Source organism: Gordonia sp. NPDC058843, from assembly GCF_042743165.1.
In the GTDB taxonomy this organism is placed as follows: domain Bacteria; phylum Actinomycetota; class Actinomycetes; order Mycobacteriales; family Mycobacteriaceae; genus Gordonia.
On record NZ_JBHYNC010000010.1, the window covers coordinates 80,098 to 104,492 of the forward strand.

The window sequence follows — 24,395 nt, forward strand, 5'->3', positions numbered from 1 at the left end:
GCGGGCCCGCGGTGACGTCATGCGCCTACCCGGATGTAGCCGCGCTCCTTGTCTACGACGTTGACCAGCACGTCGGACGGCTCCTCGGTACCCGCCGCGACGTAGCGCCGGAGGTTGTCGAGGACCTGCTCGGCCAGCGCCTCGCGCCATCCGGTGGCGTCCCCGCTCATGTGCGCCGAGATCGCGACCCCGGGCAGGTCCCACAGTTCGCTGTCGGCGGGCAGCGGCTCGGTGACGAAGACGTCGAGGGTGGCCGCGCCGAGGTGTCCCGACCGGAGCGACTCGACGAGCGCCGCCTCGTCGACGAGTTCGCCGCGACCGACGTTGACGAGGTGTGCGCCGGGTTTCATCGCCGCGAGTACCGTCGCGTCGATCATCCCGGAGGTCTGCGCTGTCAGCGGCGCGATCGCGACGACGGTGTCGAAGTCGCCCACATGCTCGGCGAGGTCGTCGGTGGCGACGACGTGTCCGAAGTCCGGATCACCGTCGCGTGCCGTCCGGCCCGCTCCGACCACCCGGACACCCACGGCGCGCAGCAGTTTCGCGATCGCGCGGCCGATCCCGCCGGTACCGATCACGAGTGCGGAGGTGCGGTGGGTCGCCACGGTCTCGCGGTGTTGCCATTCATGGTCGCGCTGCAGCGCCATCGACTCGTGTAAACGCTTGTGCCGGGCCAGAACTGCGGCGAGCACGAACTCCGCGATCGGCTGGTCGAAGACGCCGTGGGCGTTGGTCACCACCACCTCGGAGGCCCGCAGTTCGTCGAAGAGCAACGAGTCGACGCCCGCCGCGCACACGTGCACCCAGCGCAACGATGCCGTCGCCTTTCCCCAGTTGTCGGCTAGCCCACGAGAGAAGAAGTCCCACAGCACCAGAACATCCGCGCCCGGCAGTGCGGCGCCGAGGTCGTCCGCTGTGCAGAGCCGCACCGTCGCGAGCTCCTCGATCTCGGCGAGGTTTCCCGGCGGAGGATCGTCAGCGGAGATCAGCAGGGCAACCACGGGTGCAGGCGGGGTCATGACCCCACCGTAGGTGACGGGTCGGTGCGTTCGTCGATGACGAAGAGCAGCAGCGTCACCGCGAGGAAACCGGCCGGCACCCAGGCGGCGCGACCACCCAACAGTTGGGTGCAGACCGCCCCGACGAGTGCGCCGCCGGCGAACGCCCCCACCAGACGGCCGTAGACCGCGAGGGCCTTGCTCGCCTCCGGCGTGCGGTCGACGGTCACGCCGTAGCCGGCCTCCACGAGCCGCATGAGATTCCCGGTCGTGGCCACCGCGATGTAGTTGAGGTCACCGATGTTGCGGAACAACTCGATCTGCATGGCCGTGATGAACGAGATGGGGATGGTGACGAACGAATGCGGGACGGAGGTGGGGACGAAGCCGATCGCCACGAGGATCGTCACCTGCAGCGCCATCGTCACCCGGATCGGGTAGACGAGCAGACGATCGAAGCGGCCGGCCTTCACGTGCACCGCGAGTACGACACCGACCAGGAACGCGAGGATCGGCCACAGATGTCCGGACGCCTGGTACCAGTGCCGCTCCGACAGATTCAGCGCGAGGAGGATGACGTTCCCGGTCTGAGCGTTGGCGAACACACCGCCCCGTGACAGGAATGTGTAGCTGTCGAGGAAACCGCAGGCCGCGGTGATCAGCAGGGCAAAGCGCAGCGAGGTCGATGTGGTCACGCCGGCCCTCCTCTCCGGTGCCTCACAGCACCACCGGAACCGACCCCGTGCGACATCCCGACCGGTCGAGGAGCGAGCCCAGCCTCTTCGGCGTCTCGAGGGTGACCGAACGGTCGGCGACCACGAGCCCCGGCACCCGGCTCTCGAGCTGCTGCTCGAACTCGGACAGTTCACCGATGGTGTGCAACCAGACGCCCATCAGGATGTTCGCGGTTCCGGTGACCTCGCAGCAGACACGCACCTGGGGCAGGTCGTCGAGCGCGTCGACGAGCGCCGAGATCGACCTCGACGACGCTCGTGCCCACACGTTCGCGGTGACCGGCCAGCCGCTGATGACGTGGGCCACCTCGCACCTGATCGACAGGACCCGTTCGGCGACGAGCGCGGTCAGCCGACGTCGGACGGTCGGCGCGCTCAGTCCGCTCGCGGCCGCCAGGTCGACCGCCGAGCGTCGACCGTCCTCGGCGAGGGCGGCGATGAGCCGCAGATCCATCTCGTCGGGTTCGTGTGCCAGCGGGCGATGCTCGGGACGGTGCTCGACGAGCACCGATTCGTCCGCATCGGAGAGCGTGTGCACCCGCCAGCGTTCGCTCTCACCGAAGACGCGCATCACCACCCTCGTCCTGGTCCGGGCGACGCCCTCGGTCTCGGCGAGGCGCTGTACCCAGTCGCCGAGGAAACCGAGGTCGGGGACCATGACCGTCAGCAGCAGGTCGCCGTCCCCGGCGGTGCGCTGGATCGTCGCCACATGCCGGTCGCCCGCGAGACGCGCGACGAGGGCTTCGCGTTGCGACGACGCCTGGACCTCGACGAATGCGCTGCAGCGGGTGTTCAGGTACGCGGCCCCGGGATAGGTCACGATCCAGGCGAGACCGCTGTCGACGAGCCGCTCCCAGCGGCGGGCGGCGGTCGCCGCGCTCACACCCACGACGTCGCCGACGACGCCCCACGGCGCCCTCGGCGCGACCTGCAGAGCGTGAACGATCTGATAATCGAGGTCGTCCGGCACGCAACAATCCTGCATCACGAGGTGAACTTTTTTCGGTATCGGCAGACGCCGGGACAGTCCGCGGCAGCGCTCCTACGTTTCCTCCCAACACCCCAGTGGCCGCGCGGGCGGCCCGAGATCTAGGAGGACGATTCGTGAAGGTCTGCGTCATCGGCGGAGGTCACGGCTCTTATGCAGCCGCGGCCGAGCTCAGCGAGAAGGACCACCATGTCACCTGGTGGCGACGGGACTCCGCGGCGTTCTCGTCACTCGTCGAGCGCGGTTCGCTCGACATCGACGACCACCGCGGCCGTCGGCAGATCGACGTCGACGGTGTCGGGAGCGGTGCCGGCGGTGGCATCTCGATCGTCGCCGACCTCGCCGAGGCGGTGTCCAACGCCGAGGTCATCGTGGCGCCGGTCCCGGCCTTCGCCCACGAGTCGCTGGCCCGTCAGCTCGCGCCGCACCTGCGCGACGGTCAGATCGTCTACCTGCCGCCGGGCAGCTTCGGGTCGATCGTCTTCGCGCAGGCCGTGCGCGCGGCGGGCAACCCCGCCGATGTCGCGTTCGCCGAGACCGGGACCCTGCCGTACCTCGCGCGCAAGCACGGTGACACCCGCGTCGTGGTGAGCGGTTACGCCACGCGTCTGCCCACCGGCGTCTTCCCGGCGCGGCACACCGATCGGGCGCTGGCGGTCCTCGGCGAGGTCTACCCCGCCGTCGAGCGCGTCGAGGACGCACTCAGCGGCGCACTGATGAATGCGGGCCCCATCATCCACCCGCCACTCATCCTGATGAATGCCGGTCCGCTGGAACACTTTCCGTCCTGGGACATCCACAATGAGGGCACCCAGGACTCGATCCGGCGGGTCACCACCGCGCTGGACGCCGAGCGCATCGCGGTCCGGGAGGCGCTCGGCTACCACGCGCCGCACTTCCCCCTCGCCGACCACTACACGGCCGACGGCGACGAGTGGATGTACGGCAACGCCGCCCACGAGAAGCTCACCGACAGCGGCGACTGGCGCGAGGACATCGATCTGCACACCCATCGCTACATGGTCGAGGACGTCGAGATCGGGCTGGCGCTGCTGAGTTCCGTGGCGCGGTGGGCATCGGTGCCCTCGCCGGTGGCCGTCGGTCTGCTCGCCCTGGCCGGCGCGGTCACCGGCCGCCCGGCAGCAGCCGGACCGCGGACGCTCGAGAGCCTGGGCCTGGCCGAACTCGATCCCGCCGGCATGCGGGCACTGCTCCAGGACGGACTGGCGCAGTGACGCCCCGGCAGGTCGCCGTGGTCGGCGCCGGCCGGATGGGCCAGGGCATCGCCGCGGCGCTGGCGTTCGGGAACGTCTCGGTGACGGTCGTCGACCTCCGCGACCGCGGCGCCGATGCCGCGGCCTACCTCGACGCGGTGCGCGAGTCGGTTCGGCAGGCACTGGCCCACAAGGTCACGCTCGGCCTCCTGGCGGTCGAGGACCTCGACGATGTCGCGGCTCTGGTGACGGTCGTCGGCGAGGTCGACGCCCTGGGCCCGATGGCCGGGGCGGAACTCGTGTTCGAAGCCGTCCCCGAGGTCGCGGAGGTCAAGCGAGACGCGCTCGCCTGGACCGAGGCCATGGTCGGCGACACCGTCCCCATCGCGTCGACCACGTCGAGTTTCCTCGTCGACGAGCTCGCCGGGGCGTTGACGGCACCCGAGCGATTCCTCAACGCGCACTGGCTCAATCCCGCCGATCTCATGCCGCTCGTCGAGGTCGCGCCGGGCACTGCGACGAGTCCCGGAGTCGTCGATGCCACCCGGGACCTGCTGGTCGCGGTCGGCAAGGTGCCCGTGGTGTGCGCACCCTCGCCCGGTTACATCGTGCCCAGGCTGCAGGCGCTCGTGATGAACGAGGCGGCGCGCATGGTGGACGAGGGCGTGGCCAGCGCCGAGGACATCGACACTGCGGTCCGCATCGGATTCGGTTCGCGGTTCGCGGTTCTCGGACTTCTCGAGTTCATCGACTGGGGCGGGGGCGACACCCTCTTCCACGCGTCGAACTACCTCCGCCGCGAACTCGGCGACAGGTTCGCACCGGCACCCCTCGTCGAGGCGAACATGACCTCCGGCCGCCGTGGGATATCCGACGGCGCAGGCTTTTACGAGTTCGACCCGGCCACCGTCGACGATTACCGCGCGCAACGGATCGCCGACTTCGCCCGTGTCCTCGACGCGGTGGGACGCCTCGCCCGCCATGAGGAGTTCAGCAGGGCCGACTGACGCCAGCGAGCGGGCCGGATTCGACCCGCCACCGGGAATCCCCGGTGGCGCGGTGGAGCGCGCCCGGGGCACCCGATCCGAACGGGTCCAATAAGTCGGCGCGGTAAAGCTTTTCCCGATTCCCCGCATCGTGCGGGTTCGACACAATCGATTCATCCACGAGTACAGCCAACGAACGCAGGCCTTGATGGCCCGTTCGCCCACCGATGAGGAGTGATCCGTGGTAACTCTCGACAACTCTGCACCGCCAGACCCCTCGGCAACCGGCATCGACCAGCCCCGGCGGGAGCGAACCACTCGCGTCGCCGTCGCGTCCGGCGTCGGCACGATCATGGAGTTCTACGACTTCGCGATCTACGGCACCGCGACGGCACTGGTCTTCAACAAGATCTTCTTCAACGTCGAAGATCCATGGTTCGGCACTTTCCTCGGATTCGCGACCTTCGCGGTCGGTTTCGTGATGGCGCCGATCGGCGCCCTGATCTTCGGACATTTCGGGGACAAGTTCGGCCGGCGCAAGGCGCTGACCGCGGCCTTCCTGCTCATGGGCGGGTCGACCTTGGCGATGGGTGTCCTCCCCGACTACCAGGCCATCGGGATCGTGGCACCGATCATCCTGATCTTCCTCCGCATGGTGCACGGCATCTCGCGCGGCGGTGAGATCGGCGGTGCCGCGCTCCTCGCCGCCGAACACGCCCCCGAGCGTCGGCGCGGCCTCTACGGCTGCTTCGTCACCCTCGGTTCCCCGGTGGGCGGCATCCTGGCCAATCTGTCGTTCGCGCTCGTGCTGCTGATGCCGATGGAGCAGGTCCTGGCCTGGGGATGGCGCATTCCGTTCCTCATCGGCGGAGTCGTCCTGGCGATCGGGGTGTGGACGCGATCCCGGGTCAGCGAGACACCGGACTTCGTCCAGTCCAAGCGGGCCGAGGAGAATTCGCCGCCGGCCTTCGCCGTGCTCCGGCAGAACTGGCGTCGTGTCGCCCTGGCAGCCGGGATCAACGTCGGACAGAACTGTTACGCCTTCCTGTTGTTCACGTTCATGCTCTCCTTCTTGACCGAGACCGATCCGGGACGCGGCTTCGAGCGGTCGCCGGTTGTCCTCGGCAGCACGCTGGCGCTCGCCTGTCACGCCGCGACCGTCGTGCTCGGCAGTTACCTGTCCGACCGGCTGGGCCGCAAGACGGTGATCGGATTCGGCATGGTCACCTCACTGTTGTTCGCGCCGATCCTGTTCTGGGTCACTGCATCCGGGTCGCTGACCGCCTGCATCACGGTCATCTCCATCGGATTCGCTCTGACCGGTTTCGTCTACGGTCCGATGCTCACCACCTTCGCGGAGCTGTTCCCGATCACGCAGCGCTACAGCGGTATCGGGATCGGATTCCAGGTCGGCGCGGTACTGGGCGGCGGTCTGGCCCCGATGATCGCGAACCGGATCGTCAGCGCCACCGGCAGCGTGGTTCCGGTCGGGATCTACGCGGCGGCACTGATGGCGATCAGCCTCTGCTGCCTGATGGTCATCCGGGAGACCGCACCCGCTCTCGCCGGGCGACCACCACTCCGGCAGCGCCTCCGCGGCTGACGCGACTCGTTCGGATATTGACAGCATCCTGTCATTAATGACAGGATGCTGTCATTGTCGTCAACGAGGAGACCTCATGAAGACCGTCCATCTCGCCCTGTATCCGACGCTCGCGGACTGGGAGTTCGGATACGTCGCATCGGGCATCAACAACCCCGATCACCAGGCCCGACCGGGATCGTTCCGGGTCGTGACCGTTGGCGTTTCCCGCGAGCCGATCCGCACGATCGGCGGGGTCACGATGGTGCCCGACACCACGCTCGACGCCGTCCGCCCCCAGGACAGCGCGATGCTGGTGCTGCCCGGCGCCCAGATCTGGGAGTCCAACGACGCCTTCGTCGACGCCGCGCGGACCTGGGCCGACGCCGACGTTCCGGTAGCCGGGATATGCGGCGCGACAATCGGTCTAGCGCGCGCCGGCCTGCTCGACGACCGACGTCACACCAGCAACGCTCCGGAGCAGCTGGCACCCACGGGGTACGCGGGCGCGGCGCACTACGTCGACGCGCCCGCCGTCACCGATCGCGGGGTCATCACCGCCGCGGCGGTCGCGCCCGTCGATTTCGCGCGCGAGGTCTTCGCACTACTCGGGGTCTATTCGCCGCCGGTGCTCGACGCCTGGTACCAGCTCTACGGCCACCAGGACCCCAGCGGCTTCTACGCCCTGGCCGGCGAACAGTGAGAGATCACCAGGATCTGCTGTCGGACTCGGCACTGACCGCCTTCCGCCTCAACGGCCAGTTCCTCGCTCTCGCCGAACGTCTCGCCGAACCCGCCGGACTGACCGCCACGCGATGGCAGGTGCTCGGGGCGGTCCTCGACGAGCCCCTGCCGGTCGCGGGCATCGCACGGGCGATGGGGATCACGCGGCAGAGCGTCCAGCGCACCGCCGACCTGCTCGTCGCCGACGAACTGGCCGAGTACCGGGACAATCCGGCCCACCGCCGGGCCAAACTCGTCGCACCGACAAAGGCGGGCCTCGCAGCCGTGCGAGCGATCAACCCGGGGCATCGCGCCACGGCCGATCGCTTGGCCGCAACCCTCGACGCCGCCCGGTGGGAACAGGCCCTGAACGCACTCCACGACCTCAGCGCCGCCCTCGACACTCTCGATGACCAGGGCTGATGTCTAATTGTTGACAATCGTACGATCGAGCGTCACCGTGTACCCATGACCGCCAGTGTTGACTCCCCGATCCGCTCCAGCCAGACCGCGTCGCTGAGCCCGGCGCTGAAGCAGGCGACGCCCGTCGTCGTCGACACCGCGGCGGGTTCGTGGATCCGGGGCACCGACGGTCGCGACTATCTCGACTTCACCACCGGCATCGGTGTGACCAGCACCGGGCACTGCCACCCGCACGTCGTCGCGGCCGCGCAGGCGCAGTGCGCCAAGGTCATCCACGCGCAGTACACCACCGTGATGCACACCCCACTCCTCGAGCTCACCGCTCGCCTCGGGGCGGTGCTGCCCGCCGGCCTCGACTCCGTCTTCTACGCCAACTCCGGTTCCGAAGCCGTCGAAGCCGCCGTCCGCCTCGCGCGGATGGCGACCGCGAAACCCAACATCATCGTGTTCCAGGGCGGTTTCCACGGCCGGACCGTCGCGGCTGCCAGCCTGACCACGGCCGGGACCCGCTTCTCCGCGGGTTTCTCGCCGCTGATGAGCGGCGTGCACATGGCACCGTTCCCGTATGCCTACCGCTACGGCTGGGACACCGACACCGCCGTCGACTTCGCCCTGCGCGAGCTCGACTATCTGCTGCAGTCGCGTGTGGCACCCAACGACACGGCCGCGTTCCTCATCGAACCGGTCCTCGGCGACGGCGGGTACCTGCCGACCCCGCCGCGCTTCCTCCACGGTCTGCGGGAACGAGCCGACCGCCACGGAATCCTCCTCGTCCTCGACGAGGTGCAGGCGGGCTTCGGCCGAACGGGCAGGTTCTGGGGCCATCAGCACGCCGAGGGCCTGACCCCCGACATCCTCGTCACCGCAAAGGGCCTGGCGTCGGGATTCCCGATCTCGGCGATCGCGGCGTCGACGGAACTGATGAGCAAGGCGTGGCCGGGGTCGCAGGGCGGTACGTACGGCGGCAACGCCGTCGCGGCCGCCGCCGCGATCGCCACGCTCGACGTGATCGAGTCCGAGGGCCTCGTCGAGAACGCCCGCGTGCGCGGTGAGCAGCTCCTCGCCGGTCTGCGCCGGGTGTGCGCGACGTTCCCCGGGGTCGGCGATGTCCGTGGCCTGGGGCTGATGGCCGGGATCGAGTTCATCACCACCGATGCCGCCGGCAACTCCGCCCCGGACGCCGCGGCCGCGCTCGCCGTCCAGCAGGCCACCACCGCCCAGGGACTGCTCTCGCTCACCTGCGGACCGTCGGCCAACGTCGTGCGGCTCATCCCCGCCCTGGTGGTCACGGCCGAGGAGATCGACCTCGGTGTCGACCGTTTCGGTGCCGCGCTCGCCGCGGCGCTCGGTTAGACCGACAGCTCGGTCACACATGCCACGGGCGGACATCGCAGCCGAACTCACCGAACTCGGTGTCGACGCGGACTCCTCGACACGGCGCCTCGCCGAATACTCCTACGACGCCTCCAATTACCGTGTCCCGCCCCTCGCGGTCACCTTCCCACGGACCGCCCGGGAGGTCGCCACGGTGGTCCGATGGTGTCACGAACACCGGGTTCCGGTGGTCCCCCGCGGGGGCGGTACCTCGATGGGCGGCAACGCGATCGGCCCCGGCGTGGTGATCGACCTGTCCCGGCACCTCGATCGCGTCCTGTCCATCGACGCCGAGACCTCGACAGCCGTCGCAGGCGCGGGGATCGTCTTGACCTCCCTCGCCGCCGAGGCACGCGAAGCCACCGGCGGAGAGTTCACGTTCGCGCCGGACCCGTCGTCGGCCTCGCGTGCCACGCTCGGCGGTGCAATCGGCAACGACGCCTGCGGCAATCACTCGGTGCGCCACGGCCGCACCAGCGATCACGTCATCGAGCTACACCTGGTCACCGCAGAGGGCCTGATGCTCACCGCGACCCGGAACGAGCTCCGGGCCACCGACGCCACCGACGCCGCGGCAACGGCGCGGGCAATCGAGATCACCGCATCGCTACGAGAACTGGCCGCGGCAAATCTGGCGATCCTGCGTACCCAGCTCGAGACCATTCCACGGCAGGTTTCCGGTTATCATCTCGCGAAGCTGCTGCCGGAGAACGGGTTCGATGTCGCGCGCGCCCTCGTCGGCAGCGAGGGGACCTGCGCAGTCGTCGTGTCGGCGACCGTCGCGCTGGTGCCGGTCTCGACATCCCAGCTCCTGCTGTGCGTCGGCTATCACTCCCCCGCCGACGCCGCGCGGGACGTTCCGGCGATCCTCCCGTTCGCACCGTCGGCCATCGAGGGCATCGACCGCAAGATCGTGGCCACGATGGCCGCACGGCGGGGCCACGACGCCGTCGCCGGACTGCCCGCCGGGTCGGCGTGGCTGTTCATCGACATCGACGAGGAAAGTGCGGCCACGCAATCGGAGTCGGATGTGCCGGCAACCGCCAAACGTCTCCTCGACCACCTGCGCGCAGAGGGTCGGATGGTCGACGCCGCCGTCGTCGACGATCCGGTCCGACGCAAGGCGCTCTGGCGGGTCCGCGAGGACGGCGCGGGTCTCTCGTCTCGGCTGGCCGATCCCGACGACGAGAGCATCGGCGACGGCTACGAATCGTGGCCGGGCTGGGAGGACGCCGCGGTCGCACCCGAGCGGCTCGCCGACTACCTCGACGACTTCGCCGGTCTGCTCGACCGGCACGGCCTCACCGGCGTCATGTACGGACACTTCGGCGCCGGTTGTATGCACGTCCGCATCACGTTCGACCTGCGCTCCCCCGAGGGGCGCGCGGCGATGGCGCGCTTCTGCACCGAGGCAGCCGAACTCGTGGTGCGGCATGGCGGTTCGCTGTCCGGCGAGCACGGCGACGGGCGTGCCCGGTCGGCGCTGCTACCGATCATGTACACCCCCGCGATGATGTCGGCCTTCGCGCGGTTCAAGTCGATCTGGGATCCGCGCGGAATCCTCAACCCGGGCAGCATCGTCGACCCGCCCCCGATCACCGCCGACCTCGCTCTCGCCGACGTGCCGCGCCGCACCTGGCCGACCGCCTTCACACTCGGACACGAGCTGCCGCTCGTCGACCCGTTCGTCCACGCCGTGCAGGGTTGCATCGGTGTCGGGCGGTGCCGCGCGGACTCCGGCGGAGTCATGTGTCCCAGCTACAAGGCCACTGGAGACGAGAAGGACTCCACCCGCGGCCGGGCCCGCGTGCTGCAGGACATGGTCCGCACCGCACCGAGCGTCGACGAGGGATGGCGGTCCACCGATGTCGCCGACGCCCTGGAACTGTGTCTGTCGTGCAAGGCGTGCTCCACCGACTGCCCGACCGGCGTCGACATGGCCACGTACAAGTCGGAGTTCCTCCACCACCACTACCGTCGCCGGCTACGGCCGCTGTCGCACTACTCCCTCGGCTGGATGCCGGCGTGGTTGTCGGCGGCGGGGCTCGCGGCGCCGGTCCTCAACCGCGCACTGCGATCCCGGTTCAGCGCCCTCGCCGCGCGGGCCGGCGGTCTCGACCCCCGCCGCACGATGCCCGCGTTCGCCACGCGGCGCATCCGTCGCAGCCACCTCGGATCACTCTCCCCCGTCGATGACAGTTCCTCGGTCGTGCTGTTCGTCGACTCCTTCACCCGAGCCTTCCGGCCCGAAGCGGCCACCGCCGTGGCCGAGGTCCTCAGGGCTGCCCACTCCGTCGACCGGGCACCCGATTTCGTCGACCGGGCACCCGATTTCGTCGACCGTGCGCCCGATTTCGTCGACCGTGCGCCCGATCCCGTCGGCTGTGCGGCCGACAACTGTTGCGGTCTCACGTGGATCTCGACCGGACAGCTCGATCGTGCCCGAAAAGTCCTGCGCCGGACCGTCGCCGACCTCGACGACGGGACGGACCGACCGATCGTGGTGGTCGAACCCAGTTGTGCCGCAGCGCTGGCGAAGGACCTGCCCGAACTCGTCCCGACCGAGGCCGCGCGTCGCGTGGCGGCACGTGTCCGGAGTTTCGCAGCCCACCTCCCCGCGCTGCTCGACGCGGGTTGGCGACCATCGGTCCTTCCCGACGAGGTGACGTTGCAGACCCACTGCCACGAATACTCGGTGTTCGGCGCACGAGTGGGCGTCGCGGCACTCGAAGCCCTCGGGGTCACCGTGCACACTGCGGACGGTTGCTGTGGTGTCGCGGGCAACTTCGGATTCGAGAAGGGCCACTACGAGGTGAGCATGGCCGTCGCCGAGAACGGCCTCGCACCCACGCTGCGCGGCGACCCCCGCCGACCTGTCGTCACCGACGGTTTCAGCTGCGCCATGGCCGTCGAACATCTCGCGACCGTCGACGACGCCCTCACCCCCGCCGGGGTGCGCGGAGTCCATCTCGCCGAGTTGCTCACCGCCTCCCCCGACACCGGCGGCCACACATCCCCCGACACCGACACCGACGCCCGAGGAGTACGACCATGACGGCCCCCGCCGAAGTCACCGCAGCCCCACGCACCGCTCCCGAAGCCGTGTCCCGCGTGCACACCGACCTCTTCATCGGCGGCACGTGGACCCCGGCCGCAGCGGGTGGCCGCTTCAATGTCGTCAATCCGGCCACTGGCGACGTGCTCGCGCGAGTCGCCGACGCCGACGCCGACGACGCCCGGCGCGCGCTCGAGACCGCGGCCGCACATCAGGCCGAATGGGCGGCCACCTCACCGCGCAGTAGGAGTGAGATCCTCTATCGCGCACATCGGCTCATCATGGATCGGGTCGACGAGATCGCCACCGTGATGACCGCCGAGATGGGCAAGCCCCTCGCCGAGGCCAAGGGCGAGGTCGCCTATGGCGCCGAGTTCTTCCGCTGGTTCGCCGAGGAGGCCGTCCGCATCGGCGGCGACTCCACCACCACCGGCGACGGATCCCACCGGATCGTGGTGAGCAGACAACCCGTCGGTCCGTGCATCCTCATCACGCCGTGGAACTTCCCACTGGCCATGGGAACCCGCAAGATCGGTCCGGCGATCGCGGCGGGCTGCACCATGGTCCTCAAACCCGCCGAGCTCACCCCCCTCACCACCCTGCTCCTCGCCGACATCCTCGTCGAGGCCGGTCTGCCCGCGGGTGTGCTCAGCGTCGTGACCACCAGCGACCCGTCGACCGTCGTCACCGAGTGGATGGAGAGCGGGCTCGCCCGCAAGATCAGCTTCACCGGGTCGACCGAGGTCGGCAAACTGCTCCTGCGTCAGGCGGCCGGCACTGTCATGCGGACCTCCATGGAACTGGGCGGCAACGCACCGTTCATCGTGTGCGCCGACGCGGACATCCCGCGGGCCGTGGACGGCCTGATGTTCGCCAAGATGCGCAACATCGGCCAGGCCTGCACGGCCGCCAACCGAGTCTTCGTGCACCGCAGCGTGATCGACGAGTTCAGTGAGGCCTTCGCCGCGAAGATGGCCGGGTTGCGGGTCGGCGACGGAGCGGCCGACGGCGTCCAGGTCGGCCCCCTCGTCGAACCCAAGGCCGTCGAGAAGGTCTCGACCCTGGTCTCCGATGCCGTGGCGAAGGGTGCGACGGTGCTCTGTGGCGGCGAAAACCACGACGGCCCAGGCTTTTTCTATCCTCCGACCGTCCTGACCGGTGTAGGTCTCGATGCGGACCTCATGCGCACCGAGATCTTCGGACCCGTGGCCGCGATCATCCCGTTCGGCAATGCCGACGAGCCGGACGACCCCGCGGCCGACGACGAGGTCCTCGCGCTGGCGAACGACACCCCTTGGGGGCTGGTGGGTTATCTGTTCAGCCAGGACGTCGACCGCTGCGCCAGGCTGTCGGCTGCGCTGGAAACCGGTATGGTCGGGGTCAACACCGGCGCCGTGTCCAATCCGGCAGCCCCCTTCGGGGGTGTCAAAGAATCGGGACTCGGCCGCGAGGGTGGACGCGTGGGCATCGAGGAGTTCCTCGACATGAAGTACACGGCCACGCCGATTCCCCGTCGCTGACAGCAGTTTCGGCACACCGACCGGCGTTCAGACAGGAGCGAGGAGACCATGTACCTGGGTGCTCAGCTGTTCAGCGACAGCGAGTATGAGCAGCGCCTGACACGAGTCCGGGAACTCATGGACCGTCAGGGTCTGTCGGCGATCATCGTCACCGATCCGGCCAACATCTTCTACCTGATCGGTTACAACGCGTGGTCGTTCTACACCCCGCAGATGCTGTTCGTGCCGATCGACGACGAGATGGTCTTCTACGCCCGCGAGATGGATGCTCATGGCGCACACCGGACGACGTGGCTGCCGGCCGATCAGATCGTCGGCTATCCGGAGAGTTACGTGCATCGGCCCCACCTGCACCCGTTCGACTGGGTCGCCTGGTCGTTGCGGCAGCGACACCTCATCGCGCCGGCCTCCAACACCGGATCCGTGGGCCTGGAGATGGACTCACACTTCTTCTCCCCCAAGGCCTACCGCGCACTGTTCAACGCGATCCCGGAATGGAAGCTCGTCGACAACTTCGAGCTCGTCAACTGGGTCCGGTCGGTCAAGTCCGACGCCGAGGTCCAGTTGATGCGCCAGGCCGGGATGGTGTGCTCCACGGCGATGCGCGCCGCCATCGACACCATCGACATCGGGGTCCGGCAATGCGATGCGGCCGCGGCGATCTCGCAGGCACAGATCACCGGAACCCCCGAGTACGGCGGCGACTATCCGGCCATCGTGCCGATGATGCCCACCGGCCCGGCCGCCGACACCCCGCACCTCACCTGGCATCAGGGCACGTTCGTCGAAGACGAGGCGGTGGTCATCGAATTGACCGGCGCACACAACCGATACCACTGCCCGCTCGCGCGGACGGTGTCCCTGGGCACCCCCAGCAAGGACCTCGACTACGTCGCCAAGGCCACCGCCGAGGGACTGAACAACGTGCTCGAGGCCATCAAACCGGGGGTGGCCACGCGCGAACTCGCCTCGACGTGGAACTGGACGCTCGCGAAGTACGGCCTCGAGAAGCCCTCCCGTCTGGGATATTCGATCGGGATCGGTTACCCGCCGGACTGGGGCGAGCGCACCATCAGCATCCGCAGCGAGGACGAGTCGGTGCTCGAGACCAACATGACCTTCCACATCGTCTGCGGAATGTGGATGGACAACTACGGTTTCGAGTTGTCCGAGTCGGTCCGCGTCAGCCCGACCGGCGTCGAGACCTTCACCGACTTCCCCCGCGAACTGATCCAGAAGTAGCCACAGCCATGCCCCCTGAGAGTCGACCCCAACACAACGACCGAGCACAACCCTGATCCCTGAGGTGCGAGGAGCGCAAGCGACGAGCCACGAAGGGCCAGAGACGAGGTGACGAGATGACCACAACCGAAACCGCCTACCAGAACCGACATTCGGCGCCGACGCTGCCGTTGGCGGGCCGCGCCAAGGACCTCGTCGGGTCGATGATCGACTCGTCGACCTCGCTGCTCGCCGCGCAGTCGCACGACATCGTGCGCTTCGCGATGGGCTCACCGGCGGACGAGGCGGTACCCGCCGACGAGTTCCGTCAGATCGCCGGCGAGATCCTCGACAACACGTCGTTCACCTACGGCGCCACCGAGGGCGAGCCCCGGTTGCTCCAGCTCCTCGTCGACTACCTCGCCACGACTCCCGACCCGTCCACCCTCGACCGGCTTGTCATCACCACCGGTGGAATGCAGGGACTCGATCTCGCCTGCAAGCTCTTCGTCGACCCCGGGGATCTGGTCGTCGTCGAATCACCCACCTACACCAACGGCAGCGCGACCGCACTGTCGTACGGCGCGCAACTGCTCGAGGTGCCGGTCGACGACGACGGCATGCAGGTCGATCAGCTCGAGTCGCTCGTTGCACGCACCCGTCAGACACCCAAAGCCATCTACACGATTCCGACGTTCCAGAATCCGTCCGGCGTGACGATGTCGGAGGAACGACGCAGCGAGCTGTTGCGTCTGGCGCACACCTGGGGCTCGGTCATCATCGACGACGACCCGTACGGGCTGCTGCGGTTCGCCGGCACCGACATCCCGACCTTCCAGACCTTGAGTCCGGGCGACCCGCTGATCTTCTCGGTGCGCACCTTCTCCAAGATCCTCGCACCTGGCTGGCGGGTCGGCTGGGTCGACGCCGACCCCTCCCTGCGCCAGCTGCTGATCAACGGCAAGCAGGCGATGGACACCTGCACCAACGTGCCCAACCAGCACATTGTCGCCGAGTACATCGCCCGCGGCGGTCTCGAGGACCATCTCGCCGGGATCCGGCTGCTGTATCGGGAGCGCAAGGACGCCATGATCGACGCCATCGCGCGCCATCTGGGCGATCGCGTGGTGACGACGAACCCCGAGGGCGGGTTCTTCCTGTGGGTCACGTTGCGCGAGGAGTTCGCCGAGATCGACACGCGGGAGCTCTTCGAGGTGGCCCTCGCCGACGGTGTGGCGTTCATCCCCGGGCCGGCGCTGTCGCCGGGCGGACGCTTCCGCAATTCGATGCGGCTCTGTTTCGCCTCGAGCACCCCCGATCGAATCGACGAGGGTGTCCGACGCCTCACGGCCAGTCTTGAGAAGATGGTCGGGTGAATGGTGAACCAGACCTGACCGCAGCCGAGTCCGCAGTACTCGGCTTCATCGACGAGGCCGCCATCACCTCGCTCACCTCGGCACTTGTCGAGGCGCCCAGCGAGAATCCGGGCGGCACCGAGGCTGCCGCAGTCGCCGTACTCGAGAAGGCCTGCCGCACCCTCGGTTTCGACGTAGCGACGCACGAGGTGGCACCCGGGAGACCCAACCTGGTCGCCACCGTGCGCGCCGGAACAGCACCGGGGTTGATGTTCCTCGGACACTCCGACGTGGTCCCGGCCGGGCCCAACTGGTCGGCCGACCCGTACGCGGTCCGCATCCGCGACGGCCGCATCTACGGCCGCGGCGCCACCGATATGAAGGGTGGGCTCGCCGCCGTCGTCGCCGCGATGACCGCTCTGAGTCGGGCCGGCGAAGTCGGCATCGCACTGTCCGGACCGGTCCGCCTGGTGTGCACCGTCGACGAGGAGGAGCACGGAATCGGGGTGCGCGACTTCGTCGGCCGTCCCACCGACCATGACTTCCTGGGTTGCGTGGTCGCCGAACCCACCGATCTGCAAGTGGTCCGGGGGTGCCGCGGCGCGTCGTACATCGAGGTCGAGGTGACCGGACGCGCCGCACACTCCGGACGACCCGCGGACGGTCGCAGCGCCATCGACGCCGCAGCAGCCATCGTCGAGATCATCCGCGCCGATGGCGCGCGGCTGGCCGAGACCGCCGACGACCTGCTCGGCCACGGCACCTGGAATGTCGGGACCATCGCAGGCGGACAGGGCATCTCGGTGGTCGCGCCCGGTTGTTCACTCGGCATCGACCGGCGCCTGATGCCCGACGAGGACCCCCATCGAATCGCCCAGGACCTGCGAACGACGATCCGCGACAGAGGAATCGACACCGACGGCATCACCGTCGACATCCGCGTGACGATGGAGATGCCCGGTTTCGCGACCGACGCGGTACATCCGCTCGTCACCACGGCCGTGGGTGCGGTCACCGATGCCGGTGCCGACACATCCGTCGGCGGCTGGACCGCCGCCTGCGATGGCGGCTTCGTCAGCCGCGACCTAGGCGTCCCGTCGATCGTGCTCGGGCCGGGGAACATCAACACCGACGCCCACCAGCCCGACGAATCGGTGGCCATTGCCGATCTGGTCACCGCGGCGAGGGCCTACGCCCTCGCCGCGATGCGCCTGCTGAGTTCCTCCGCCGGTTGAGCGCCTACTTCCCGACCTTCTGTCCCTGCAGAGTCGTGAAGTCGTTCTCGCGACTCGGGATCTCGGTACCGCGCAGCGAGCAGCCCGCGGTCTCCTTGAGGAAGCACAGGGCAACCATGCCGATGGCGCATGCGCCCATCATGTAGACCGCCGGGAACAGGTTCCAGTCGGTGCTCTCGACGACCGCGTCGTTGACCAGCGGTGCCGTTCCGCCGAAAGCAGCGGTCGCGACGTTGTAGGAGATCGCGAAACCGGCATAGCGGACCTGGGTCGGGAACATCGCCGGGAACGTCGCCGAGATGGTCGCCAGCTGAGGAATGTAGAGAATACCCAGGATGACGAATGCCACGATGGCCCAGGCGAATCCCTGCCCCATCAACCAGTAGAGCGGCAACGCGAGAACGAACAGGCCGATCAGCGACCCCCACCACATGGGTTTGCGTCCCGTCGAATCCGACCACCACCCGAAGAACGGGATCAGCAACATCATCACGAGCTGCCCGATGAGGTTGACGACGCTGGCCGAGGTCTCGGACAGGTCGATCGTGTTCTGCAGGTAGGTCGGTTGATAGGCCAGCAGGGTGTAGTTCGCGACGTTGAGCGCGATCACCAGGCCGAACATGGTGATGATCGGGCGCTTGTAGTTGACGAGCAGATCCTTGAAGCGGGTCCATGCCGAACCCTTGATCTCGTTGTCCTGCTCGAGTTCCTGGAACACGGGCGTATCTTCCATCTGCGACCGCAGATACAGCCCGATCAGGCCCATCGGCAGCGCGAGCAGGAACGGGATACGCCAACCCCATTGATCCATCTGGCTGTCGGTCAGCGCCAGTTGCAGCAGCAGGACGAACAGGGTGCCGCCGCAGAAACCCGCCAGGGTTCCGAATTCGAGGAACGACCCGTATTTACCGCGCTTGTTGTCGGGCGCGTACTCGGCCATGAACGTTGCGGCCCCGCCGTATTCACCACCGGTGGAGAAGCCCTGGATCACGCGGAGCAGGATCAGCAGGACGGGCGCCCAGAAACCGATCGATGCGTGGGTGGGTAGCAGACCGATCAGTGCGGTCGCGCCGGAGATGAGCAGGATCGTCATCGCGAGAACGGATTTGCGTCCGATGCGATCGCCGATGGGTCCCCAGACCATTCCGCCGAGGGGCCTGAGGACGAAGGAGATCGCGAAACCCAGCATGGTGCCGACGGTTCCGAATTCCCCCGGGAAGAACGCTTGGGTCAGATAGACCGAGGCGGCGGCGTAGACGCCGTAGTCATACCACTCGGTGGCGTTGCCGATCGCCGAGGCGCCGATGGCCTTGCGAAGGAGTTTCTTTCCCTCGGGAGAGTTCGGGTCCGGTGCGAGCTGCTCGTAACTGTCTGCTGTCGTCGTGTCGCTCATCTGCGCTTCCTGAGTCGTGGGCCTCTGAGGGTCGAGCTCTCGTGCTGCGCTCGGTGGACCCGGCCGTGGGCGATCAGCCCCTGGCCACCTGCAGGTTCGCGGCGTCCTCGCCGTCACCGATCAGGCGGCGCAACCCGTCGGCCATGTGCTCGATCATGAGAGCATCTGCCGCCGCGGCATCTCCCGCGGCGATGGCGTCCACCAACGCCTGGTGTTCGTCGATCCGGTCCTTTCCCGAGGAGTACGTCCCTCGCATGGCTCGCAAGCACATCCGCGTCTCCACGAGGATCGTCTCGTGCAGTCGCGAAAGCCTTTGACTTCCGGCATATTCCACCAGGGTCTGGTGAAAGGCCATGTCGGCCTCCGCCATCCCCGCACCGTTCGGCTCCTCGGTGAACGCGCGCATCGCGTCGACCGCCGCACCCAGCGCCTGCACCGCCTCCTGCTCGCGGTGTGTGATCACCTGCTGCACGGCAGCGCGCTCCACGGCGGTACGCGCGACGTACATGTCCCGGATGTCGTCTTCTTCCATCGAGACGACGAACAGGCCGCGGTTGCGGTGGCTGACCAGCAACCCCTCAGCTGTCAGACGCTGCATGGCCTCGCGCAGGGGGCCCCGACTGACGCCCAGGTCGGCCGCCAGCCCCGACTCCGTCAACTGCGAGCCGGGTGCGAAGTCCCCGTTTGCGATCGCATCGTGCAACTTACGCGCGATGATGGCCGGTGTCGATTCCTGAACCAACGGAGACAACACCCGGCGACGTGGCGATTTGCCTTGTTTCGGCTGGTGAACGACGGTTCGATCAATCCCCGGATCCTCCGGACCCGGACTCTCGGCCCCCACCTTCATCGTCACCGTCATTCCCTCTTTCTTACCGTGAAAGGCGCGCGTAGGTCAGCGTTTCCCCGCGCGCGCCGCCCATCCAGACGTCATTGCAGGCGGCCGCGAACTCGTCGAGGCCCTCGACGATGGAGGCGAAGACGTTGCCCGGAACCCAGCCCACGTCACCGTTGACCAGCAAATTGTTGCGGCCGTAGAAGACCGCGAGGTCGATGAGCAGGCGGTGTTCAGCAGGTGCCGATCCGAGTTCGTAGCCGTACGCGGGGTTCTCGAGCACCCCGTCGAACGTGAAATAACACAGGTCACCGGGGATCGGAGTGATGGTCGTGTTCTCCATGCCGGGTTCGGCCGCGGCGAAGGCCGGTAGCAATGTGTAGATCTCGTTGCGCGCGAACTTCCCATGGAAGACCTGTCCACCCAGCGGCAACGCGTCCCAGACCGCCGCTGCCGTGCGAGGCGCCTCGGCGTCGAGCATCCGCGCCACCGCCTGTACGCCGCGCCTCTCCAACGTCACGGTGATGAATCGGTCATTCCGGGACCCCGATCCGGCCCGGAGTTCACCCGTCTGCTGTTTTTCGGTCACGCGCGACCTCCCAACATGGTGAAGCCCGCAGCGGCCTCGTACGCCGCCGCAACGCGCAGCACGGTGGTGTCGTGATGTCGTGCACCGACGAACTGCGCGCCGGTCGGCAGGCCGTCGACGAAACCGCTCGGCACGGTGATCGCCGGCTGCCCGGTGAGGTTGAACGGGTAAGTGTACGGAGTCCATGAGGTCCAGTCCGGTGACGACGACCCGTCCGGAACCGTGCGCCCGGCCTCGAATGCCACGCTCGGCATCGACGGCGTCAGCAGGACGTCGAATTCCTCATGGAGGAGGCTCATCTGGGTGCCCATCTCCATCCGCAGCGCGGTCGCGCTCACGAAGTCGGATGCGCTGAGGCCGCCATGGCGCTCGAGCGCCTCGATCAGCAATGGGTCGACGTGTTCGGCGGCACGCGGTCCGAGCCCCCGGACGACGACATCCGCACCGGCGAACCAGATGATGTGGTACGCCCAGGCCGGATCATCCCACCCGAGGTCGACTTTCTCCACGGTCGCGCCGAGCTGCTCGAGAACCGATGCCACCCGATCGGTATTTGCCTGTACGCCGGCGTCATTGGCGCCGAATCCGAGATCGGCGCTGTACCCGACGCGCAGATCAGCAAGGTCACGAACATGCGCGACCGCCGCACCCGCACTGGTCTCCGGTGGCGGCAGGGCCGACCAGTCACGAGCGTCGAATCCGGTCAGGACATCAAGGAGCGCAGCACAATCGGCGACCGTTCGGGTCATCGGACCGACATGGGCGACCGGCGCGAACGGGCTCGGCGGATACATCGGCACCCGGCCCAGCGTCGGCTTGAACCCGACGATGCCGCAGTAGGCGGCGGGTATCCGAATGGAACCGCCACCATCGGTGCCGACCGACAGTGGCCCCAGTCCGGCGGCGAGCGCCGCGGCACTGCCGCCGCTCGATCCACCCGATGTGCGTGTCGGGTCCCACGGGTTGCGGGTGATGCCGGTACGGGGGCTGTCGGTCACGCCCTTCCATCCGAACTCCGGCGTGGTCACCTTCCCGAGCAACACCGCGCCCGCCTCACGAAGGCGGGCCACCGCGGGTGCGTCGGTGTCCCACACCATCTGGTCGGGCTCGATCATCAGCGAACCACGTAGTGTCGGCCATCCGGCAGTCAGGAGCAGGTCTTTGATCGAGACCGGTACGCCGTCGAGTGGGCCGACGGGCGTCCCGGCGGCAAACCTCGCACCGGACTCCCGGGCCTCGGCGATAGTGCGGTCGCGATCGACCAGGCAGAACGCATTGATCCGGGGATCGACCTCATCTATGGCATCGAGCAGTTCCGTCGCCACCGATTCCGGTGTGAGCGCGCCGGTACGGTAGGCCTCGGCCAGTTCCGTGGCGCTGAGCCATCGTGTGGCGTCCGACATGCGCCCCCTCGGAGACAGTTGGTAGATTGTTGACAATCTACCCCGGAGGTGTAGGCGTGACAACTGCCGTCGCCATGCTCTATCCAGGCCACGCCGCCGAGGACGACTACGAGTTCATCGAGGCAGCCATCGGTGCCGTCGCACCCGCCCTCGAGGTCCGGTTGCCGGTTCTGATCACCGAGGTGGAGTCCGACGATCACACCGTCGAGGCCATGGCCGCGGTAGGTGAGCAGGACCGCCTCGCCGACGGTGTGCGGCGAGCGCAGGACCACCGCCCGTCGTCGGTGATGTGGGCGTGCACCTCCGGCAGCTTCGTCTACGGCTTCGACGGCGCCAGACGTCAGGCCGCCGACGTCGCCCGCCGGGCGGGCCGTCCCGCGTCGTCGACCTCGCTGGCGTTCGCCGAAGCCTGCAGGCATCTCGGTCTGTCGCGGGTCGCGATCGCCGCGACCTACCCGGAGCCGCTGGCGGCGCGCTTCACCGAGTTCCTCACCGACGCCGGGATCGAGGTGATGGCATTGCGCGCCAACGACATCGGGACAGCCACCGAAGCAGGGACATTCGACGGCGATGGGTTGTTCGAGATGCTCGAGGCCGCCGATACAGCATCGGCACAGGCGATTCTGGTTCCCGACACCGCATTGCACACCGCCATGTGGATCACCGACCTGGAGGCCGAGTTCGGCAAACCCGTCCTGACTGCAAACCAGGTCACCGCCTGGGAAGGATTGCGGCTCGCCGGACTGTCGGTCGACGTGCCCGGCCTCGGCAGCTTGTTCACCACTCCCCCAGTCGGCTGATCGACCCGTCGCGGTCAGAAGGGTGGCGGGTCCAGCCGGTCGGCGTTCTGTTCGGCCTCGCGCTGCTTCTTGTTGCGGGCACGTTCGGTTCGCCGGCGGGCCAGTTTGGCGTCGAGTCGGCTGCGGGTGCGTTCGGGGTTGTCGCCCGGGGTGATCACGTGGGGTGTAGGCGGGGCCTGGGCGGCCTGTTCGAAACGGATGCGCCGCAGGTTGGGAAAGGTGTCTTCCAGCGTTTCAGCGTCGCCGGGCAGGGTGACACCCTCGGGGGTGAGGTATTCGGTGACCAGCCGACCATCGGAGTCGCGGTACTGCACATCAACCCAGTCACCGTGGGTTTTCAGCAGGTGCCCGCCGCGGCATTTCGCGTTGAGGTTCTCACTCGACGTCGACCCACCCTGAGTGGGGTCGACGTGGTCGTACTCGGTGACGTGGTCGAGATCGCAGGCGAACGCCGAACGGGTACAACCGGGTTCGGTGCAATACCCGTCGCGGACCCGCACGAAATCGGCACACGCGGTGGTGGGCCGATACCCGTTACCGGGATGGGTCGCCGGATACACCACCACCTCTGCGGCGGCGTCATCGGCGCTGGCGATATAGGTGGGTTGAGTGCGGGCCGGGGTGACCGGAGTGAGCGTGGCATCCGGGCGGGCGGCGAGATCACGCACATGCTCATCACTGATGAGGCCGTGCTCATCAAGGAACCCGACCCCGGATGCTCCGGCGAGGGTCGCGGCGTCGGTGACCACATGGATCACGACCTCAGCGCGGACCGCGTCGCAAACGCGCTGCGGATCCGGGACGACAGCTGTGCATTGCTGTTCGTCGTCGCACTGACACTCGAACGCCGTACGGGTCAGCAGCGCGAACATCGCATCAGACTGACGTATCCCCCGCGTGCGGCCATCCCGCTTACACACCGCATCGGCCAGAATGCCCACGGCCTTAGCCGAGATCCGCACGTTCTCCGCCGACATGACCGCAGTCAACTCTGCGGTGCCGTCGGGCAGTTCGTGGGTCCACACCCCACGTTGGTCGAGGGCGTCTTTCCGGCGTTGGCGTACCGCGTCCGGATCGTGCCGGAAGACGAGTCGGTCGACCATGTCCCGCAACCGGGCCCGATCCCACACACCCGTGCGGCGGCGCAGGGTTGCGGCGATCTCGGCGTCCAGGACAGGGGTGATGGGGTCGTCGGTGGGGATCAACTCGGTACGGGAGATGATCACCCGGATCTGCCACTGCGCCACGATCCCGTCACGCAGGGTGTCAGCAACCTCGGGCAGCCGGTCCCGCAAGGCGATCGCCTCCTCGATGAGGATCTCGGCGTGGCGGCGTGACACCCCGGCCTGGCGGGCGATGCGGGCGGCGCAGTCGGCGTGACCGTCCATCACAAACCCGGAGGCGTTGGTGGTGACCAGGCGGTCGGCCATCACCGCGATCGTCTGATAGCGATGCCAAGCGAGATAGGACTCACCACGCCGTGTCGCATCCAGCCCAGCCATCAACATCACCATGTCGGTCTCACCCACCAGGGCAGGATCGACCCCAGCAAACGAACTCGCCCGGAAGATCGGTCCACACCCTCACCCCACACCCCCCGACAGGTGACACGACCCGCCCCCACCGCGGCGGAATCTGTTACCAACCAATCTAAACCCCACCACCGACAAAACCCGGAGATCATCCACAGCCGATCGCACCGTCGTAGACACGTTGTAACGCATCCGGATTCACTGATTCACGGCCGACTGGCCGGGGCAGGCACTGGCAGACTTCATTTCGTCGACGCGACCTCGATCGAAGTCGCGTCGACGAAATGAAGTCTGGGAGTTGAGGGGTGATGCGGTCGGTCGGCCGCCAAGTGGTTTCGACACGGCTCCTCGCTACGCTCGTCACCTGCTCAACCAGCGGAGGCCGGCTCAACCAGCAGAGGACGCGGCTCAACCAGAAACCCGTCGACTGTGCGC

19 protein-coding genes and 1 pseudogene are annotated in these 24,395 nt (G+C 68.0%); 12 read left to right on the top strand and 8 right to left on the bottom strand.

The window, feature by feature from the left end:
- Positions 1–17 precede the first annotated feature (17 nt).
- From ACFW3F_RS09820 to ACFW3F_RS09830, 3 genes are read right to left on the bottom strand one after another with little or no spacing between them, the layout of a single operon-like run.
- A complete protein-coding gene (locus tag ACFW3F_RS09820; protein WP_388056710.1) occupies positions 18–1,019 on the bottom strand; it encodes a D-2-hydroxyacid dehydrogenase in 1,002 nt (333 codons plus the stop codon).
- Positions 1,016–1,693 (bottom strand): YoaK family protein, encoded by a 678-nt coding sequence (locus ACFW3F_RS09825; protein ID WP_388056712.1) that lies wholly within the window; start codon positions 1,691–1,693, stop codon positions 1,016–1,018. The genes ACFW3F_RS09820 and ACFW3F_RS09825 overlap by 4 nt, the downstream gene beginning before the upstream one ends.
- Before the next feature lie 22 nt (positions 1,694–1,715).
- Positions 1,716–2,702, bottom strand: a complete 987-nt coding sequence (locus ACFW3F_RS09830; RefSeq protein ID WP_388056713.1) for an Lrp/AsnC family transcriptional regulator — start codon at positions 2,700–2,702, stop codon at positions 1,716–1,718.
- Positions 2,703–2,836: 134 nt separating this feature from the next.
- Between ACFW3F_RS09830 and ACFW3F_RS09835 the strand changes: the two genes are divergently transcribed.
- From ACFW3F_RS09835 to ACFW3F_RS09885, 11 genes are all read left to right on the top strand, one after another.
- Positions 2,837–3,955 carry an NAD/NADP octopine/nopaline dehydrogenase family protein gene (locus tag ACFW3F_RS09835; protein WP_388056715.1) on the top strand — a complete coding sequence of 373 codons (1,119 nt, stop codon included), beginning with the start codon at positions 2,837–2,839 and terminating at the stop codon, positions 3,953–3,955.
- Positions 3,952–4,941 (top strand): 3-hydroxybutyryl-CoA dehydrogenase, encoded by a 990-nt coding sequence (locus tag ACFW3F_RS09840; RefSeq protein WP_388056717.1) that lies wholly within the window; start codon positions 3,952–3,954, stop codon positions 4,939–4,941. Before ACFW3F_RS09835 ends, ACFW3F_RS09840 begins: the two co-directional genes overlap by 4 nt.
- A gap of 220 nt (positions 4,942–5,161) precedes the next feature.
- Positions 5,162–6,523 carry an MFS transporter gene (locus ACFW3F_RS09845; RefSeq protein WP_388056719.1) on the top strand — a complete coding sequence of 454 codons (1,362 nt, stop codon included), beginning with the start codon at positions 5,162–5,164 and terminating at the stop codon, positions 6,521–6,523.
- Positions 6,524–6,599: 76 nt separating this feature from the next.
- Positions 6,600–7,205 carry a DJ-1/PfpI family protein gene (locus ACFW3F_RS09850; protein ID WP_388056721.1) on the top strand — a complete coding sequence of 202 codons (606 nt, stop codon included), beginning with the start codon at positions 6,600–6,602 and terminating at the stop codon, positions 7,203–7,205.
- Entirely contained in the window at positions 7,202–7,648 is a 447-nt protein-coding gene (locus ACFW3F_RS09855; RefSeq protein WP_388056723.1) for a MarR family winged helix-turn-helix transcriptional regulator, read from the top strand. Before ACFW3F_RS09850 ends, ACFW3F_RS09855 begins: the two co-directional genes overlap by 4 nt.
- 45 nt (positions 7,649–7,693) lie before the next feature.
- Positions 7,694–9,001 carry an aspartate aminotransferase family protein gene (locus ACFW3F_RS09860; RefSeq protein WP_388056724.1) on the top strand — a complete coding sequence of 436 codons (1,308 nt, stop codon included), beginning with the start codon at positions 7,694–7,696 and terminating at the stop codon, positions 8,999–9,001.
- Between the two features lie 19 nt (positions 9,002–9,020).
- The gene (locus tag ACFW3F_RS09865; protein WP_388056726.1) at positions 9,021–12,077 is read left to right on the top strand and encodes an FAD-binding and (Fe-S)-binding domain-containing protein; all 3,057 of its coding nucleotides are present in this window, start codon (positions 9,021–9,023) and stop codon (positions 12,075–12,077) included.
- A complete protein-coding gene (locus tag ACFW3F_RS09870) occupies positions 12,074–13,597 on the top strand; it encodes an NAD-dependent succinate-semialdehyde dehydrogenase (RefSeq protein WP_388056728.1) in 1,524 nt (507 codons plus the stop codon). Before ACFW3F_RS09865 ends, ACFW3F_RS09870 begins: the two co-directional genes overlap by 4 nt.
- Before the next feature lie 48 nt (positions 13,598–13,645).
- Positions 13,646–14,839, top strand: coding sequence for a M24 family metallopeptidase (locus ACFW3F_RS09875; RefSeq protein ID WP_388056730.1), 1,194 nt, complete (start codon positions 13,646–13,648; stop codon positions 14,837–14,839).
- 116 nt (positions 14,840–14,955) lie between these two features.
- Positions 14,956–16,194 carry a PLP-dependent aminotransferase family protein gene (locus ACFW3F_RS09880; RefSeq protein WP_388056732.1) on the top strand — a complete coding sequence of 413 codons (1,239 nt, stop codon included), beginning with the start codon at positions 14,956–14,958 and terminating at the stop codon, positions 16,192–16,194.
- On the top strand, positions 16,191–17,408 hold the full coding sequence (locus ACFW3F_RS09885) for a M20 family metallopeptidase (protein ID WP_388056734.1): 1,218 nt from the start codon (positions 16,191–16,193) through the stop codon (positions 17,406–17,408). Before ACFW3F_RS09880 ends, ACFW3F_RS09885 begins: the two co-directional genes overlap by 4 nt.
- Before the next feature lie 4 nt (positions 17,409–17,412).
- On the opposite strand, the gene ACFW3F_RS09890 is transcribed toward ACFW3F_RS09885, so the two are convergent.
- From ACFW3F_RS09890 to ACFW3F_RS09905, 4 genes are all read right to left on the bottom strand, one after another.
- Positions 17,413–18,801: an MFS transporter gene (locus ACFW3F_RS09890; RefSeq protein ID WP_388056736.1), complete on the bottom strand. Its 1,389-nt coding sequence runs from the start codon at positions 18,799–18,801 to the stop codon at positions 17,413–17,415.
- Between the two features lie 73 nt (positions 18,802–18,874).
- Positions 18,875–19,663, bottom strand: coding sequence for a GntR family transcriptional regulator (locus ACFW3F_RS09895; RefSeq protein WP_388056738.1), 789 nt, complete (start codon positions 19,661–19,663; stop codon positions 18,875–18,877).
- A 10-nt stretch (positions 19,664–19,673) separates the two neighbouring features.
- Positions 19,674–20,225, bottom strand: a complete 552-nt coding sequence (locus ACFW3F_RS09900) for a DUF3830 family protein (protein ID WP_388056740.1) — start codon at positions 20,223–20,225, stop codon at positions 19,674–19,676.
- Positions 20,222–21,628 (bottom strand): amidase, encoded by a 1,407-nt coding sequence (locus ACFW3F_RS09905; protein WP_388056742.1) that lies wholly within the window; start codon positions 21,626–21,628, stop codon positions 20,222–20,224. Before ACFW3F_RS09905 ends, ACFW3F_RS09900 begins: the two co-directional genes overlap by 4 nt.
- Positions 21,629–21,684: 56 nt before the next feature.
- On the opposite strand from ACFW3F_RS09905, the gene ACFW3F_RS09910 reads away from it, so the two are divergent.
- Positions 21,685–22,428: a maleate cis-trans isomerase gene (locus ACFW3F_RS09910; protein ID WP_388056744.1), complete on the top strand. Its 744-nt coding sequence runs from the start codon at positions 21,685–21,687 to the stop codon at positions 22,426–22,428.
- Positions 22,429–22,442: 14 nt separating this feature from the next.
- Here ACFW3F_RS09910 and ACFW3F_RS09915 read toward each other — a convergent pair.
- Positions 22,443–24,009 (bottom strand): annotated as a pseudogene (locus ACFW3F_RS09915) (DUF222 domain-containing protein).
- Between the last annotated feature and the right edge of the window lie 386 nt (positions 24,010–24,395).